This is a genomic window from Aurantiacibacter arachoides, assembly GCF_009827335.1.
GTDB classification, from domain to species: Bacteria; Pseudomonadota; Alphaproteobacteria; order Sphingomonadales; family Sphingomonadaceae; genus Alteraurantiacibacter; species Alteraurantiacibacter arachoides.
Map to the genome: position 1 here is coordinate 2,380,704 of NZ_WTYH01000001.1, position 16,515 is coordinate 2,397,218.

The 16,515-nt window shown below is 61.5% G+C and carries 18 protein-coding genes; 8 read left to right on the top strand and 10 right to left on the bottom strand.

What is annotated here, in order from left to right; all coding sequences use genetic code 11:
- Positions 1-14 precede the first annotated feature (14 nt).
- The 4 genes from GRI62_RS11600 to GRI62_RS11615 all read left to right on the top strand — a co-directional run bounded on the left by GRI62_RS11600 (position 15) and on the right by GRI62_RS11615 (position 4,360).
- Positions 15-2,381, top strand: coding sequence for a heavy metal translocating P-type ATPase (locus tag GRI62_RS11600; RefSeq protein ID WP_131453486.1), 2,367 nt, complete (start codon positions 15-17; stop codon positions 2,379-2,381).
- The gene (locus GRI62_RS11605) at positions 2,378-2,794 is read left to right on the top strand and encodes an ion channel (RefSeq protein WP_131453487.1); all 417 of its coding nucleotides are present in this window, start codon (positions 2,378-2,380) and stop codon (positions 2,792-2,794) included. Before GRI62_RS11600 ends, GRI62_RS11605 begins: the two co-directional genes overlap by 4 nt.
- The gene (locus GRI62_RS11610) at positions 2,795-3,421 is read left to right on the top strand and encodes a DUF305 domain-containing protein (RefSeq protein WP_131453488.1); all 627 of its coding nucleotides are present in this window, start codon (positions 2,795-2,797) and stop codon (positions 3,419-3,421) included.
- A gap of 357 nt (positions 3,422-3,778) precedes the next feature.
- Complete coding sequence (locus tag GRI62_RS11615; protein ID WP_131453489.1) at positions 3,779-4,360, top strand: recombinase family protein; 582 nt, start codon at positions 3,779-3,781, stop codon at positions 4,358-4,360.
- A gap of 143 nt (positions 4,361-4,503) precedes the next feature.
- Here GRI62_RS11615 and GRI62_RS11620 read toward each other — a convergent pair whose 3' ends face one another.
- The 8 genes from GRI62_RS11620 to GRI62_RS11655 form a co-directional block, all read right to left on the bottom strand.
- Positions 4,504-5,142: a cation diffusion facilitator family transporter gene (locus GRI62_RS11620; RefSeq protein WP_131453490.1), complete on the bottom strand. Its 639-nt coding sequence runs from the start codon at positions 5,140-5,142 to the stop codon at positions 4,504-4,506.
- Positions 5,139-5,510: a SpoIIAA family protein gene (locus GRI62_RS11625; RefSeq protein ID WP_131453491.1), complete on the bottom strand. Its 372-nt coding sequence runs from the start codon at positions 5,508-5,510 to the stop codon at positions 5,139-5,141. The genes GRI62_RS11620 and GRI62_RS11625 overlap by 4 nt, the downstream gene beginning before the upstream one ends.
- 22 nt (positions 5,511-5,532) lie before the next feature.
- Positions 5,533-8,859, bottom strand: coding sequence for an efflux RND transporter permease subunit (locus GRI62_RS11630; RefSeq protein WP_199799935.1), 3,327 nt, complete (start codon positions 8,857-8,859; stop codon positions 5,533-5,535).
- Positions 8,849-9,934: an efflux RND transporter periplasmic adaptor subunit gene (locus GRI62_RS11635; RefSeq protein ID WP_234027447.1), complete on the bottom strand. Its 1,086-nt coding sequence runs from the start codon at positions 9,932-9,934 to the stop codon at positions 8,849-8,851. The genes GRI62_RS11630 and GRI62_RS11635 overlap by 11 nt, the downstream gene beginning before the upstream one ends.
- Before the next feature lie 74 nt (positions 9,935-10,008).
- On the bottom strand, positions 10,009-11,262 hold the full coding sequence (locus GRI62_RS11640; RefSeq protein WP_131453493.1) for a TolC family protein: 1,254 nt from the start codon (positions 11,260-11,262) through the stop codon (positions 10,009-10,011).
- A gap of 65 nt (positions 11,263-11,327) precedes the next feature.
- Positions 11,328-11,666, bottom strand: a complete 339-nt coding sequence (locus GRI62_RS11645; protein ID WP_131453494.1) for a hypothetical protein — start codon at positions 11,664-11,666, stop codon at positions 11,328-11,330.
- 176 nt (positions 11,667-11,842) lie between these two features.
- Positions 11,843-12,205, bottom strand: coding sequence for a DUF3703 domain-containing protein (locus GRI62_RS11650; RefSeq protein WP_131453495.1), 363 nt, complete (start codon positions 12,203-12,205; stop codon positions 11,843-11,845).
- Positions 12,198-12,818, bottom strand: a complete 621-nt coding sequence (locus tag GRI62_RS11655) for a cation transporter (RefSeq protein ID WP_131453901.1) — start codon at positions 12,816-12,818, stop codon at positions 12,198-12,200. The genes GRI62_RS11650 and GRI62_RS11655 overlap by 8 nt, the downstream gene beginning before the upstream one ends.
- 67 nt (positions 12,819-12,885) lie before the next feature.
- Between GRI62_RS11655 and GRI62_RS11660 the strand changes: the two genes are divergently transcribed.
- Together GRI62_RS11660 and GRI62_RS11665 are read left to right on the top strand one after the other, a co-directional pair.
- The gene (locus GRI62_RS11660; protein WP_131453496.1) at positions 12,886-13,284 is read left to right on the top strand and encodes a MerR family transcriptional regulator; all 399 of its coding nucleotides are present in this window, start codon (positions 12,886-12,888) and stop codon (positions 13,282-13,284) included.
- 207 nt (positions 13,285-13,491) lie between these two features.
- Positions 13,492-13,860, top strand: a complete 369-nt coding sequence (locus tag GRI62_RS11665) for a hypothetical protein (RefSeq protein WP_131453497.1) — start codon at positions 13,492-13,494, stop codon at positions 13,858-13,860.
- Positions 13,861-14,050: 190 nt separating this feature from the next.
- Here GRI62_RS11665 and GRI62_RS11670 read toward each other — a convergent pair whose 3' ends face one another.
- Positions 14,051-14,374 (bottom strand): YnfA family protein, encoded by a 324-nt coding sequence (locus GRI62_RS11670; protein ID WP_131453498.1) that lies wholly within the window; start codon positions 14,372-14,374, stop codon positions 14,051-14,053.
- Between the two features lie 41 nt (positions 14,375-14,415).
- Between GRI62_RS11670 and GRI62_RS11675 the strand changes: the two genes are divergently transcribed.
- The gene (locus GRI62_RS11675; protein ID WP_199799936.1) at positions 14,416-14,508 is read left to right on the top strand and encodes an excalibur calcium-binding domain-containing protein; all 93 of its coding nucleotides are present in this window, start codon (positions 14,416-14,418) and stop codon (positions 14,506-14,508) included.
- A 103-nt stretch (positions 14,509-14,611) separates the two neighbouring features.
- A complete protein-coding gene (locus GRI62_RS11680; protein ID WP_234027448.1) occupies positions 14,612-14,962 on the top strand; it encodes a thermonuclease family protein in 351 nt (116 codons plus the stop codon).
- 501 nt (positions 14,963-15,463) lie between these two features.
- Here the strand turns inward: GRI62_RS11680 and GRI62_RS11685 are convergent.
- Positions 15,464-16,444, bottom strand: coding sequence for a hypothetical protein (locus GRI62_RS11685; RefSeq protein ID WP_131453499.1), 981 nt, complete (start codon positions 16,442-16,444; stop codon positions 15,464-15,466).
- Positions 16,445-16,515 lie beyond the last annotated feature (71 nt).

Here is a 16,515-nt window from a genome sequence, read left to right on the forward strand (position 1 = left end):
AGAGGAGCCAATCTATGAGCTGTTGCGACACCCACCAAGCAGGCAAAGGCCAAGGTGAAGCTACCGCCATCGACCCGGTCTGCGGCATGAGCGTGACGATCGAGGGTGCTACGTATATCGCCGAGCACGACGGCGCGACGCACTACTTCTGTTCGGTGCGGTGCAAGGACAAGTTCGTCAGCGATCCGGAACATTATCTATCCGGAGCGCATCTCAAGCAGGTCGAGGACGTTCCGGAAGGGACGATTTACACCTGTCCCATGCATCCCGAGATCCGGCAGGTAGGACCGGGAAGCTGCCCCATCTGCGGAATGGCTCTGGAGCCTGAGACGGTCAGCCTCGAGGATGGACCCGACCCCGAACTCGTCGACATGACGCGTCGGTTCTGGGTAAGCGCGCTCTTCACCCTGCCGCTGTTCGCCTATGCGATGAGCGACATGGTGCCCGGGATCAGCTTCGACCGGCTGATCGAACCGGCGCGCGCGCAATGGGCGCAGCTTGTGCTTGCGACGCCCGTGGTGCTGTGGGGCGGATGGCCGTTCTTCGTGCGGGCATGGCAGTCGCTCAGGACCCGCAATCTCAACATGTTCACGCTGATCGGCTTCGGCGTGGCGATCGCGTTCCTGTTCAGCCTCGTCGCGACCCTCCTGCCCGATGTCTTCCCGCCCGCCTTCCGCGATCACTCGGGCCGCGTCGGCGTCTACTACGAGGCGGCGGCGGTCATCACCACGCTCGTCCTACTTGGCCAGGTGCTTGAACTCAGGGCGCGGGGTTCGACCTCGAGCGCGCTGCGTGCGTTGCTCGAACTCGCGCCTCCGACCGCACTCAAGATCTTCGGCAGTGGCGACGAGCGCGAAGTCTCTCTCGACCAATTGGCGAGCGGTGACCTGCTCCGCGTCCGCCCTGGCGATAAGGTGCCGGTCGATGGCGAGGTGACCAAGGGTTCGAGCGCGATCGACGAGTCCATGATCAGCGGTGAGCCATTGCCCGTGTCCAAAAAGGCCGGCGACCAGGTTATCGGCGGAACGGTCAACCAGACCGGCGGCTTCGTTATGCGTGCAGGCGCGGTCGGCAAGAACACGATGCTCTCCAAGATCGTCCAGATGGTCGCCGAGGCACAGCGCAGCCGGGCACCGATCCAGCGCCTGGCCGATCAGGTCGCGGCCTGGTTCGTGCCTTCGGTCGTCGTCATCGCGGTCGTTACCTTTATCGTCTGGGCCATCTGGGGGCCATTCCCCGCGCTTGCCTATGCACTGGTCAACGCGATCGCCGTTCTCATCATTGCATGTCCCTGCGCGCTCGGCCTCGCAACCCCGATGTCGATCATGACCGGCACCGGCAAGGGGGCCCAGCACGGCATCCTCATTCGCAACGCCGAGGCGCTGGAGACGCTCGAAAAGATCGACACGCTGGTGGTCGACAAAACGGGCACTCTCACCATGGGCAAGCCTGATCTCGTCTCGGTCACTCCCCGAGTGGGACTGGACGAGGCCGAGTTCCTTTCCGCCGTCGCCGCGGTGGAAGCCGGGAGCGAGCATCCGCTCGCCCATGCAATAGTTGAAGGCACCAAGGCGCGAGGCGTGGCGTTCGAGGCAGCGTCTGATTTGTCGTCGATTACCGGCGAGGGTGTCGAGGCGCGCGTGGGACCGCGGAAGGTCGCCATTGGCAACGAGAAACTGATGCGGCGGCTCGGGATCGATGATGCGGAATGGCTCGCGTCCGCAGAAGCCGGACGCTCCCAAGGCCAAACCGTAATGTTCGTGGCCATCAATGGCGCACCGGCAGGGCTGATCGCGGTCGCTGATCCGATCAAGCCGACCAGCGCTGCGGCCATTAGGGCGCTGCACGAGCGCGGGATCGAAGTGGTCATGCTAACCGGCGATAGCCGCGCCACCGCCGAAGCCGTGGCCCGCCAGCTCGGTATCGACGAGGTCGAGGCAAACGTCTCGCCCGAGGACAAGCATCGCAAAATCGAGGCGCTCAAGGCCTCCGGTAAGCGCGTCGCAATGGCAGGGGACGGCATCAACGACGCGCCAGCGCTGGCGGCTGCGGATGTTGGCATTGCAATGGGAACCGGCACCGACGTGGCGATCGAAAGCGCCGGTGTGACGCTGGTACGCGGCGACCTGACCGGTGTGCTCCAGGCGATTGTCCTGTCGCGCGCCACCATGCGCAATATTCGCCAAAACCTCGTATTCGCGTTCGGTTACAATGCGCTCGGCATCCCGGTGGCGGCGGGCGTGCTGTTTCCCGCCTTCGGCCTTCTTCTCAATCCGATGATCGCGGCAGCAGCGATGAGCCTCTCATCGGTATCGGTCATCGCCAACGCCCTGCGCCTGCGCGGACTAAAGCTTCCCACATTGGGCGAAGGTCGGGCATGATCGCGGCAACGGCAATCGGAATAACACTCTTCCTGGTATCACTGACCTTGCATTTGGTCATGTTGCGATTTGCGAAGAGGGTGTCGCCTCCCGGCATGTCGCCAGCCGCCTTGAGACTGACGGGAGGATCTCTGCTCGTTCTCCTCAGCCACATGCTGGTTGCTGTGGTGTTCGCAGTCGGATTTGCCTGGGCCGCTTCGTTCGGGCTTGGCGGGTTTGCCAAGGAGCCCGCCATGTCGGCCATGGATTACTATTACTTCGCCCTGATCACCGTGACGACAGTGGGCTTGGGCGACATCTATCCGACCGATCACCTGAGGGTGATTGCGGGCATCGCGTCGCTGACAGGTTTCATCCTGATCAGCTGCACAGCCCAGTACGTATACAAGACGATGAGCCAACAGGAGGATTGAATGGCCGACAACCACAATGCGGATCACCAGCAACACCATAACGGCGGCGGCAACTACTGGCGCTTCATGGCGATGGTGGCGACGTCGACCGCGATCATGTTCGGCCTGATGTATCTAAACACATACGAGCTTGATCATGTGTTCTGGAGCGAGACGCGCTTCTGGATGACGTTCGTCATGGGCGGCATGATGATGATCGTCATGCTCCTCTTCATGTGGGGCATGTACAAGGACAAGACCAAGAACTTCATCATCCTGGGCGTAGGCGCGCTGGTCTTTGCGGTGGCGCTGTGGCTGGTCCGCAGCCAGGCGACCGTCAACGACGAAGAGTACATGTCGGCTATGATCCCTCACCATTCGATCGCAATCATGACGAGTGCGCGGGCTGAGATCACCGATCCGCGTGTTCGCAAGTTGGCGGACTCGATCATTGAGGCTCAGGTCAAAGAAATTGCAGAGATGGAGCTTTTGCTCAAGGATATCGAGGAAAACGGCGAAATGGGCGACGGCACGCCCCTTCCTGCGCGAACCACCACGCTCACGCCGGAACTCCAACAAGAGGCCAAGCAAGTTGTTGAACGCCCGCTATCTCCGGAAGTGCGTGGTGCCATTTCGGAAGCGGATTGACCTGCCTAAAATGAAGCTAATGCGCTATTGGTCGCCCCGTCGATCAACGGCGCATTAGCATGAGCTTGAAATGTGCAACCATTCTCTTGTGTGAACTAACACAGCCGCCAATATTCAAGCCATGAACGGCGGCTTTCAAGCTCCGGGTGTAGTGGGCTGAACGACCGAAACTGGGGCGCAAAGCCGACATCGCCTGGCGCTCTTCGGCACTTTTGTGCGCGTAGGTTGAGAGTGTTGCTCGAAAACGAGCGTTTTCGACACAACATCGGACGGCGCGGCAACCGGCTCCAAATATAGCCAAACGCATTTCGATACGCGAATTTCTTTGTGTCACGTTTTCGATACAAGGAGTAAAGCATGTCACGAACATTCGCGTACTGCCGTGTCAGCACTTGCGAGCAAACAACCGCTAACCAAGTTGCCGAAATCGAAGCCGCGGGCTTCCGTGTCGAAAGTCGACGAACCTTTTGCGAGACGGTTTCGGGATCGGTCCCGGCCATGGATCGGCCCGAGTTCAAGCGCATGATCGATCGCCTGGATTGGGATGACGTTTTGGTTGTCACCAAGATGGACAGGCTCGGGCGCAACGCCATGGATGTTCGTGCAACTGTCGAGCGATTGGCCGTAGAAAATGTCCGCGTGCATTGCCTTGCGCTGGGCGGCGTCGACCTGACTAGCGCCGCTGGAAAAATGACCATGTCGGTCATCAACGCGGTAGCAGAGTTCGAGCGGGACCTGCTCGTCGAACGCACACAGGCGGGTCTGCGGCGCGCAAAGGCCGAAGGGAAGCGGCTGGGGCGACCCCGCGCGCTCACCGATCAGCAGCAACAAGAGGCAATCGCCATGCGCAAGGCAGGAGCTTCATTGGGTACCGTCGCCGCTAACTTGGGGGTGAGTCGGTCTGCAATTCAACGCGTCGAGCAGCGCGCAGATCAATGACGGCTTTGCGCCCCAAATCAGTCGTTCGACGCCTTCTGTAAATGCCAACTCCGGACATTCTCTAGATGCGATGCGCACGATCGCGGCTAGCTTCTTCTAGCCGTGGCTGGGACCGGTGTCTTCCCGTGATGGCCAAATCTTATTCACCGATCGAACTCGTCGCCCTTGCTATGCTCGGTGCCTTTCTCATCTTGCACATCCATATGCGCATCGCGTAGGATATCGATGCCTCCGTAAAGCGCAATCCCGGCAACCGCGATCCCCACCAGCAGATCGGGCCAGTTTGCGCCGGTCAGCATGACGACGATCCCGGCTATGATTATGCCGCCGTTGGAGATGAAGTCGTTGAAGCTGAAAGTGGTGGCAGCGCGAAGGTTGACGTCCTTTTCCTTCATCTTCTGCAGCAGCCGCAGACAGATCAAGTTCACCACGGCGGCGACCGCTGCCATGACCATCATCATGAGACCGCCGGGTTCTGATCCCTCAACAAAGCGCCGGATGGCATCGGCGATGACACCGCCCGCGAAGATGAGGAGCATGATGCCGGAAAAGCGCGCGGCACCACGCTTCCAGGTTCGGGATCGGGTGAGTGCTAGCAGACTGAGCGCATAGACAATTGCATCCGACGAATTGTCTAGGCCGTTGGCGAGCAGCGCATTGGAATCGGCGAAGTAGCCTACCGCGAAGAATCCTATCGCAATCGCCACGTTTAGCCAAAGGACGATCCAAAGCGTCTTTCGCTTGTCGGCAGAGCCGAGATCGACGTTGTGGTTGCCGCTCATGCCGCATTCCCTTCGTCACTGGCCCATCTCTCAGCGACATCGCGGTTTAAAGGCGGGAAGAACTTCATCTCAGTCCGGATGAGCGGATTGGAAAGCATCGTGCCCCATTCCACCCATTTGTCGTCGCCCAAAGTTGCGATCTGGCCAAAGCTGTCCTTACGCTTGGCGTCGAGCTTGAGATCGCGCCAGATGCCGTCGAAATCCCAACCCGAGAAATCCGGCGCTAGCTCAATCACCATCGGAACTGTACCTGGCTCGCGCGCCGCAATGCGTTGGAACTCGGGCACGAACTTGTCATAGTCGGTGCTGTCGAGAGTTCTCTCAGCCTTGATCCGGACAAGCCCATCATCCTCAACCACTTTCAGCATTACCTTTTCCATTCCTGTCCGGTCACGCGATGTCCGTCAGCTCACGCTTCTCCTCGCGCGTCACGTTGCGGCGCAAGCGGTCCCACCAGTCTTGACGCCAGCTGCGCTCACCGTCCGAGCGATGCAGCACGAGGCGGGCAATCGCGGGCAAAACGAACAAGGTCAGCGCCGTCGCCGTGATTAGTCCGCCAATAACCACCGTAGCCAATGGACGTTGCACCTCGGCACCGGTTCCGGTGGCGATCGCCATTGGCACGAAGCCGAGCGAGGCTACAAGAGCCGTCATCAGCACTGGTCGCAGACGCGCGAGCGCGCCATCGGCGATGGCTTCATTCAATGGCATTCCGTTCTCCAGACGCTGGCGGATGGCGGTCATCATGACGAGGCCGTTGAGCACTGCCACACCCGACAGGGCGATAAAGCCTACCGCGGCAGACACCGAAAACGGCATGCCTCTCAAAGCGAGTGCGAAGACGCCGCCGGCCAGGGCCATAGGGATGGCGCTGAACACCGCCAGCGCCGAAACCCAACCCCCCAGCGCCATGTAAAGGAGCAGCAGCACCACGGCGAAACAGACCGGCACGACAATCGCGAGCCTTGCCTGCGCTTCCTGAAGGTTCTGATACTGGCCGCCCCATTCGATAAAGGATGCAGGGGGCAAATCGACTTCGGCGGCAACGCCTTCCTGCGCCTCCTCGACAAAAGAGCCGAGATCGCGTTCGCGCACATTGGCCGAGACGATAACCAGCCGGCGTCCCTGCTCCCGGCGAACTTCGGCGAGGCCATCGACAACCTCGAAGTTGGCCAGCGTTCGCAGGGGCACGGTGACCCCGTTATCAAGAACGATCGGAAGAGCCCCGAGCTGGTCGAAATCGTCGCGCGCCGCGTCTTCGAGACGTACAACGACATCGAAGCGGCGGTCGCCTTCGAACACCAGACCCGCAGGCCGTCCGCCGAGTGCAATCGCTACCGACTGGGCCACGTCTTCGACGGTCAGCCCGTAACGCGCGATCGTCGGACGATCGAAGGCGATGTCGAGCGTCGGAAAGCCCGTCACCTGCTGCACCTTTACATCTGACGCGCCTTCGACGCCGCGAAGCACCCCCGCGACCTCGCTAGCCGCCTCGGTCAGGGCAGTAAGGTCATCGCCGTAAAGCTTGACCGCGACATCACCGCGCACACCGGCGATCAGTTCATTGAAACGCAGTTCGATGGGCTGGCTGAACTCGTAGAGGTTGCCGATAAGGCCGCCTAGCGCTTCTTCCATCTCGGCGACCAGGGCATCCTTCGACAGGCCGGGATCGGGCCACTCTTCGCGCGGCTTGAGGATGACGTAGGCATCCGAGGCGTTGGGCGGCATGGGGTCGCTGGCGACCTCCGCCGTGCCCGTCCGCGAGAACACCAGTTCGACCTGCGGGAATTCTTCAAGTCGGTCTTCGACACGCCGCTGCATCGCGACCGAGCCTTCGAGCGATGTCGACGGAATACGTAGCGATTGGATCGCAATGTCGCGTTCGTCGAGTTGGGGCGTGAACTCGCTGCCTAGGAAACCGAACACTAAAGCCGCCACGGCGGATATGCCGACGCCTGTGCCGATCACCGGCCATGGGCGAGCGATCGCCTTGCGCACGGCCGGGCCGTAGCGTTCCTTCGCGATGCGCACCGGCTTCACTTCCTTCTCGGTCAGCTTCTTGTTGAGCAACACAGCGATCATCGCGGGGACGAAGGTCAGCGACAGCACGAAGGCCGATGCCAGCGCGAGCATGACGGTGATCGCCATTGGCGAGAAGGTCTTGCCTTCGACCCCCGTAAAGGTGAGCAGCGGGGCATACACGAGCAGGATGATGGCTTGCCCGTAGACGGTGGGCTTGATCATCTCCTGCGCGGCAAGCCGTGTTTCGCTAAGCCGCTCTCCCAAGCTGAGCAGGCGCCCCTCGCGGTGCTGGCGCGCAGCGAGCCGGGCAACGCTGTTCTCGACGATGATCACCGCGCCATCGACTATGAGGCCGAAGTCGAGCGCGCCAAGGCTCATCAGATTGCCCGAAACGCCGATCCGGTTCATGCCGATAGCGGCCATGAGCATCGAGATCGGGATGACCAGTGCGGCAATGATGGCGGCGCGGATATTTCCGAGCATCAGGAACAGCACCGCGATGACCAGCAATGCGCCTTCGACGAGGTTGGTCTCGACCGTGGCGATCGTCGCATCGACCAGCGAGGAGCGGTTGTAGACGATTTTGGCAACCACGCCTTCGGGCAGCGATCCGCGTACCTCCTCCAAACGCTCTGCAGCCTGCGCCGAAACGGTGCGGCTGTTCTCGCCGCTGCGCATCAATACCGTGCCGACAACCGCTTCCTCGCCGTTCAGCGAGGCGGCACCGGTTCGCAGATCACCGCCGATTTCGACAGTCGCTACGTCGCCTATACGGATCGGCACCCCTTCGCGGGTGGCGACAACCGCCTCCTCGATATCGGCGATGCCGCTAAGCCTCGCGTCGACCCGGACGAGCAAAGCCTCGTCGGCGCGGTCTACGAAATTGGCACCGGCCGCGAGGTTGGCGGCCTCGAGCGCGTCGATCAGGGAATCGAAAGACAGACCATAACCGGTCAGGCGCGTTGGATTGGGCTGAACGAGAAACTGCTTCTCGTAGCCTCCGATTGAATCGACCCCGGCCACGCCGTCGATCGAGCGCATCAGCGGCGCCACGACCCAGTCCTGCACCGTGCGCAGATAGGCGGCCTTGGCGACCTCGCTTTCGAGCCGGTCGCCGCGTTCGGTAATGAAGCTACCATCGACCTGCCAGCCTGTGCGCGCACCCGTTGGGGCGCCGCGACCACCCGGATGCTCGTATTCGACTGTATACATTAGCACTTCGCCGAGTCCGGTGGAGATCGGGCCCATGGTGGGTTCCGCTCCCTCGGGCAGCGATGCGCCGATCGGGGCGAGGCGCTCGTTGACCTGCTGCCGCGCGAAGTAGATGTCGGACCCTTCCTCGAAGATCGCGGTGACCTGACTGAAGCCATTGCGCGAAATCGAGCGAGTCATTTCCAATCCGTCGATCCCGGCGAGCCCGGTCTCGATAGGAAAGGTCACCTGCGTTTCCACCTGCGAGGGTGAAAGCGCGGGGGCATTGGTGTTGATCTGGACCTGCGTGTTGGTGATGTCGGGAACCGCATCGATCGGGAGGCGCAGCAGATTGAAGGCACCGTAGATCGCCGCACAAACTGTCAGAACAATGATCGCCCAGCGAAAGCGCACGGCGACATCAAGGATCGCCCCGACCGGACCATGGTGTTGGTTTCCGCCACCTTCCGACGGAGACGGCGGAGGGGCATGATCAATGGCCATGTTCGGCGCCCTCCTTCTCTAGCTCGGCTTTCAGCAGAAATGCGTTGTCGATCGCGATCCGCTGGCCCGGTTCGAGGCCCGACAGGATCGTCACCATCCCGGCGGAGCGACTGCCTGTTTCCACGTCGCGCGCCTGGAACCCGCGCTGCGTCCGCACGAAGACGACATCGCGGCCCTCCAGAACCTGGACGGCGTCTTCGGGCACCGCGATGCGGCTCCGATCCACCTCGCCCGAAGGACGAATGCGCGCCTGGAGGAAAGCACCCGGCTGAAGACCGGGAACGGCGCGCGACAGGCTGAGTATGGCCGTCGCACTGCGGCTCTCCGGATCGAGCGAAGGCGTGACCGACCTCACACGTGCGCCAATCTCACGGCCATCGCCCACGATCAGCGCGGCTTCATCGCCAGGCTGAACACGCGCGGCATCTTGCGAAGGCAGCGCGACCTCGATCTGCAGAGCGTTGGGATTGACCACGCGGTACAGCTCGTCACCGGCATTGACGAAGGAGCCGAGCACGATCGGAGCTGCCGTCACCTGGCCGGCCAGCGGGCTCGTCACGGCCAGCGAGCGTCCGTCGCCGCTCACGCCGGCCGCGGCAACCGCAGCCTGGGCGCGGTTCAGCTCGGAGCGGGCAACGTCGAGATTGGCGCGAGCGGCTTCGAGGTCCTGCCGCGCGGTGACATTGGCATCGAACAGACGCCGTTCCCGCTCATACGCAGAGGAAAGCTCGGTGACTCGAGCGCGGGCAGCGCTCAGCTGGGAAGCGAGCGCAGCGGCATCGGCGCTTTCAAGCCGCGCGATGGTTTCGCCCTGACGGACATAATCGCCAAGCGTCTTGCCGACGCTGCGCACGACGCCCGACGCGCGTGCATCGATCCGTGCGCTGGCGGTCGGGCTCGCCGCGACGGTCGCGGGAAAGACGAGTTCGACGGCGGCGCCGGTCTGAACGGTGCCGAGTTCGATCTCGGCGGCACGGATCTGCTCTTCGCCAATCAGGACAAGTCCCTCTGGCAAAGCGGTCTCGGCCGCTTCGTCGTCAGCGTGGCTGTCGGACGGAGTGTCGGGCCAGAGCATCAGCGGCAACGCTGCGGCAAGTATGACAATCCCGGTGGTGATTGCCAGCGTTCTGCGGTTCATTGGGATATTCCTCATTGCGCCGCGAGCCGGATAAGCTCGGCGGCAGCCTGGCCCCGGTCTTCCTGCGCGGCGATCAAGGCCTCGCGGATGGCGTCGCGGGCTTCCGCCGCGCTCAGCACCTCGATCAGCGGAAAGCGGCCGTTGCGGTAACCGATGCGGACAAGCCGAAGCGCCTCCTCGGCTTGGGGGAGCGATGTAGTAGAGAGTGTCTCGACGCGCGCTCCAGCTGCGAGATATTCGGTACGGGCGCGGATTATGGACTGTTCAAAGTCGGCCAGAGCTACCGCCTCGCGGGCGTTGGCGGCGCGCAGTCTGGCCTCGGCAGCGGCGATGTTGCTCTGGTTTCGATTGCCGAAGGGAAGCGGAATCGAGACACCGACCAGAAATGCGTTGTCATTGCTTTCCTCGAAGCGCCGGACACCCGCCGAAACGACCGGATCGGGGACGCGCAGGCTGCGCTCGCGTTCGATCTCGGCGGCTGCCGCCGTGCTCTCCGCATGGGCCACCTGCAACTGCAAGCCTGTCGCCCAGACCAGCACCGTCCCCGGCGGTTGAATATCGGGAAAATCTCCTGGGATGAGCGGCGGATTTCCTTGCGCGCCCCACAGCGATGCGAGCGCTGCGCGTGCCGCCAGGCTGACCGCTTCGGCCGCCTGAAGTTCGGCTCGCGCTTCCGCGAGGGTCGCTTCGGCGCGCATTGCCCGCAGCGGCGGCTCGCGGCCCACTTCCACCAGCACACCGGCGATCCTGGCAAGCTCTTCGTTTCGTTCGACCACATCGCGAGCGAGCTCGGCGCGCGCAGCAGCCGCCGCAGCCGCGACATAGCGGTCGCGAACGAGAAAGCCGAGTTCAGCTCCGGCGAGGTCGGCGCGAAGGTCCGCCAGCTGCGCCTGCGCTTGGGCCGCTTCGACGCGGGCCCCGCGCTTGCCGCTGAGTTCGATCCGTTGCCCGACAGCCACGGTATATTCGGTGGCATTGAGCCCCGAGTAGGCACCGCTCCCGGCAATGTTCTCGACCTCGAGTGACACCTCAGGATTTGGCCGCAAGCGGGCCTGACCGACGAGCGCTCGCGCCGCTTCGGACTCTGCACGTGGTCCGACAATGCGCGGGTTGGTTGCGTCAGTAGTCTCTCCGTCTGCGACGCCGGTGCGATCGAGCGCTTCCTCGAGCGAAACGACGGACGCATCCTGCGCGATGGCAGGCTCCGTGAGCATGGCGAAGGCTAACCCTGCAATGAGGGTGCCTCGCCCGAATTTGGCGAACATGGTTTGATGAATCCTCTGCTGACGCTCAGAACGGCATCGGAACGGTGTCCGACGCGCGAAGAACGTCAGGCTCGAGGAGGGGGCGTCGCCAGTTCGGTAATGCCTGAATTCAGTGAAGAATGGTCAATGCTGCAGACTATCGTGGCAACCGGCAAAGATGTGATGCCTTCCGTCGATCGGCCCACAGCCTGCGAGAAATGATGGCAGTGACCATGGGCGCATGTGCCGTGCTTCTCGGGACCGTTATCCCCGTCGCCCGATTTACCGTGCTCCTCAAACAAGGACGCCACGACGGGCTCGTCCCCGCATTCGGCCGCCTCCGCCACCGGGGCCCACAGGACGCCAAGAGCGGTGCACAGCGTGATCAGCTGCAGCAGGAGGGTTCGGGCCAGGAGCCGGGTCATCGAGAAGCGCGTTAGCAGACGTTCACCGGTTGCGAAAGCGCCAGCTTGGAAAGAGAATGTTCTGTCATGACAGTATAGAGGAACTGCCGTTCTCGTTTCGCGGTAAGCATGTCGTAATCAAGCGCCGACGGCCGCCGTATTTAGCTCGCAGCGCAACACAAAGCTGGCGCCGTTGCTCAATCAAAGGTCGGATCCATCACTGCCCGCAGATCGGAAGGGATTTCCATGCGGGCAAAGGCGCTGACATCGTTTCGGCCGGTGTTGCCGGTCGGAAGCCGGCCCGTGAGATTGCCTAGTGGCGCGAGAGCCAGCCGTGCGACCTGGCCATTCGCCTCGCGCCAGTCGCGCTGTCGAACGGCGAGGCCCAGCATTTTCCAGTGCGATAGGCAGTGGGGCCATAGCAGGGTCTGCGCGACGATGTGGGCGCGCTCCAGATGGTGCCAAGCCCGCTCGAATCGCCCCCAATCTTCTGCAAGGCTCGCAGAGCGGTATTCCTCGACAAGAAAGGCTCTTTTACGCGCGCGGGTGCTGTCAGCCATGAGCCAGCTCCCGGCGCGCCTGTGTGAAGACCTCGCTGCTGCCCCAGATGGCGAGGCCGGCCATGATGCCGGCGACAAGCAAGTCAGGCCACGCCTGCCCGGTGCCGAACACGCCCAGCGCAGCTGCTAGAACGGCAATATTGCCCAGAGCATCGTTGCGCGAGCAGATCCAGACCGAACGCATGTTCGCATCTCCTTCTCGATAACGGAACAGCAGCAGGGCAACCGCCGCGTTGACCAGCAGCGCCAGCGTGCCGATCAGACCCATCGTCTGCGGCTCAGGGCTCGAGCCGACAGCCAGGCCATAAACCGCATAGCCGATCACCCACAGGCCGAAGGCGAGCATCGTGGCGGCCTTGAACAATGCCGCTTTCGCTCGCCAGGCCAGAGCCATGCCGGCAACACCGAGACTGATCGCATAGTTCGCCGCATCGCCGAAGAAATCGAGCGCATCCGCTTGGAGCGCGCGGGAATCGGCTGCGACACCGGCAACGATCTCTACCACGAACATGACGGCGTTAGCGATCAGCGCGATCCACAGGATTAGCCGCCAGCGTGGATTGTTGTGCACGCTTGGGTCGGTTTCGGGTGTTTGACAGCAGGACTTGCCCATACTGCTCTCCTTGCAACGTTCGAGTCGCAGGAACATATGCACCTTGTAGCAACTACAAGGTCAAGCGATGCGTATCGGCGAACTGGCAAGAGCGACCGGCACCAAGGCGGAAACGATCCGCTATTACGAGCGCGAGGGTATCCTTCCCGCCGCAGATCGGACCGACTCCAACTATCGCGACTACTCCGAGAACCACTTGGCTGCGCTGACATTCGTGCGTCGCGCGCGTGAGCTCGGCTTCAGCATGGCGCAAGTGCGCGAACTGCTCGCGCTGTCCGACCATGACGACAAACCGTGCGGGAATGTCGACCAGCTCGTCCAGCGCCAGTTGGCGGAGGTTGAGCGAAAGATCGCCGACCTGACGGCGCTGCGCACAGAACTTGGAGAAATGCTGCGATCTTGCAGGGCTGAACGCATCGGTGAATGTCGTATCGTCGAAAGCTTGGCTCGCCCTCTTCGTCGTTGAGGCGAGGCTTGAAGTAGCAATGACCGCTGTGGGGTCGTTGGCCGACGGTCCTCTCTCAGTCCCAACCGTGAAATAGCTGCCAGTCGGGCTTCGGGAATCTCTCCCTGACCTCGCGAGGGCGGCAATTATGGTGGGAAACGGACGTTCGAGCTTGGCTGGACTTCGGCGGGGGCTATAGTCCAGTAGGCAAACTAATTGGGGAACGTCGTGTCTATCAAGCCCGGGTTTTATAGCATCCGCCAAGCTGGTGAAGATCAAGACCCGTTGGACGGCCAGGCATGGGGACTAGCTATGCTTTTGCACCTTAAGGAAGGCCGTTTCGTTGGCGTCGACCAAGGCGGATGTAAGGTTACCGGGAAGTATCAAGACAGCCTGAACGGCGGCAATAGCCTGCAGATGATCTATGACTTAAAATGTGGTTCGCACCTATTCAACGGAATGGTGCTTGAAGCTGATCACCGGATTGAGGCCACTATCGACTTGACCGCTGAAACAACGACTGGAGGGCACCAGCTTTTAGACATTGGTCTGGGACCAATGTTTATCAGCTTGGAATGGTTGGCCGACCCGGCTTGAGCTTCCCTAATCTTACGGCCACGCAAGGTAAATACCGTCCGATTTGGGGTCGTTAGCCGACAGGCCGTTCTCTGTTCCAACCATTGCTTAGCTGCTAGTCGCTTTCCGGCATTGCTCCTGGCCGCGCGAGGTCAGCTATTAGGGTGGTTAGCTGACATTCCCCTTGGCAGAAGTTAGGAGACGCTCACCCTTATGCTGGACGAGGTCCGAACAGGATGATCGCTGCGCCGCCCAAGCAGACAGCGGCGCCGATCACATCCCATCTATCCGGCTTCGCGCCTTCGATGATCCATAACCAAGCAATAGCTGAAACGACGTAAACGCCGCCGTAGGCCGCATAAGTGCGTCCAGCGTGTTCAGCCTCGATGAGGGTCAACAAGTAAGCAAATAGGGCCAACGCGAGCATTCCTGGCGCTACCCACCAGACAGACTTGTCCAGCCGAAGCCATGCCCAAAATGCGAAGCAACCGGCAATCTCGGCCAGGGCTGCTCCAATATATGCAAACGCTGTCATAAGCCGTGGTTCGCAGTTGCAGCGAACGTCTGCATAGGGTCATGAGCCGCCAAGGTGCCGCCCCGGTGAGAAGCGGCGATCCTGGCTATTCTTCGAAGCTAGACCGAGACGGTGATGGAGTTCGGTGCGAGTGATGAAGGAATGGAGTGACGATAAGACCGGCGACGTCGCCCTTCATGTCGAGTTTCTATTCCTCCTGACGGGCCTCGTGGTTCTGGTCGTGATTGGAGTAATCGCATGGTTCTGATGGCCGCGCTCATGGCGCTCGCACCCCCGATGGCTGTGTGCCCTGAACAGGGTGTGCGCATCACCTGCGTCCACGATGGCGATACCTTCATCATCGATCGCGAACGCATCCGGCTCATGGACATCGATACGCCCGAGATGGAAGCACAGTGCGCAAGCGAAAGCCGTCTGGCTGTGCGCGCCCGTGATCGGTTGGTGGCAATCCTCAACAGCGAACAGTTTGTTGTCCACCGGGATGGTCAGGAACGCTACGGTCGCACGTTGGCCGTGGTGGCAAACTCGCGCGGGTCAGTGGGCGATCAACTAGTTAGTGAAGGGCTGGCCCGCACATGGTCAGGCTGACGCGAGCAGTGGTGCTGAGATATCGCATTGCTGATGGCGATCGGCAGCCCGGAATGCCGTGCAAGGGGATGTGGAGGGGGCACTCGCGTGGAATGGGTGTCCCTCTCCTTTTTCGACTTGTAGCCTCAGCGCGGCAACATGGCGTTTGAAGTCACGCCAGGCGACGGCTCAGTTCGATCCAGCGCATGGGGATCTGTGATGCACCAGGGACCGTGGCAAGGGGTTTGGCGCGATATCCGATGGGATCAGGCGGGTGTCATTAAGGGTTCTCACCACCACCCAGACCCATCAGCAAGTTCCGGCAGCCTTCGTAACGACCAGAGATTTCCCAACAGCACGAGATTCCCAGCAGGATACCGCTTACGGTTTGAAAAAACGATTGTGCTGGAATCATCAGGTTGAATGGCCTGCAGGTGTGATGGGCATAGACAATGGTGTAGAATGTGGTGGTTTGGTGACCTTTACATACGGCCATGGCGCTTGAGCAAAAATTCATAGCCGTTAATAACGCAACCATCGGCCACGCTGATCTGCTCGCGTAATCACGCGGCACGGCCTGAAATCCCCCTTGCCGCATGATTGACGAATGCGGGCCCAGTGCGCCTGGATCTCCTCGTGAGTAGGCGCCGGGGTTGCGGAACCCCGCGGTGCAATCTCCTGCCGCACAGCCTGACGGACCTTCTCCGCTATCGTGCGCCCCGCCCCAATTGAGAAAATCACATTGCCAACCTCGCAATGCGAAAATAGCTCGATGAGACGCGAGACGCTACCTCTGGCATGAGCGACATCCTGTAACCGGAATCCCCCGCCGTCAGCCCTCGGAACGGGATTCTTGGCAAACGCTGGCCGCTTTAGCATGTACCGACCGATGCGGGTAAGATCGTCCACGGTAGGTCCGACGTTCTTGATGACGACGCTCCTTGCCCCCAGCGAGTTCGACAGCGCCCGCCTGCTGCACATGTTCGCTTCGATCTCACGGACCTTCAGATGCCCGCCTATGGCGCTGGCACCAAGGAAGTGGACGTGCGACACGAGCCGTCTACCTTCCTCCCCAGCGATGTTCTTCCACACGTCAGTCTCGACGACACCGAATCCTTCCAACCCAGCCCGCCCTAAATGCCGGTTGGTGATTGCCTTTAGGGATACGAGGTCAACATCCGGCTGCCTCTCCCAACTGACACCCGCGTCCCAGGCCATGGTCACCCAGACCCGCTGCCTCTCAGGTTCTCGCAGCCACAGATCGGCCATCGCATCTATCAGCGCAGATTGCGCCGCGCGGTGCACCTTAGCGTTGCTCAATAGCGCGCGACCGGAAATGCGCCTGTCGGCGATCCCCGACAGGAAAGCCTGTTCCCGGCGATCCAGCGACCATGATTGGATATCACGGTGAAATTCGGCCTTGAACTGGGCGGCGTTGGTATCGACCTCGAGCATGGCGGCATCGATGCTGGGGGCGATAAAGGTGTCTGCGAGCAATCCCATTGCGTCGCTCCTTGTGATTGCCCCCTGGCCGGTTTTTTCGGCCAGGGGGGATGGTGAATGCTTCAGCTATG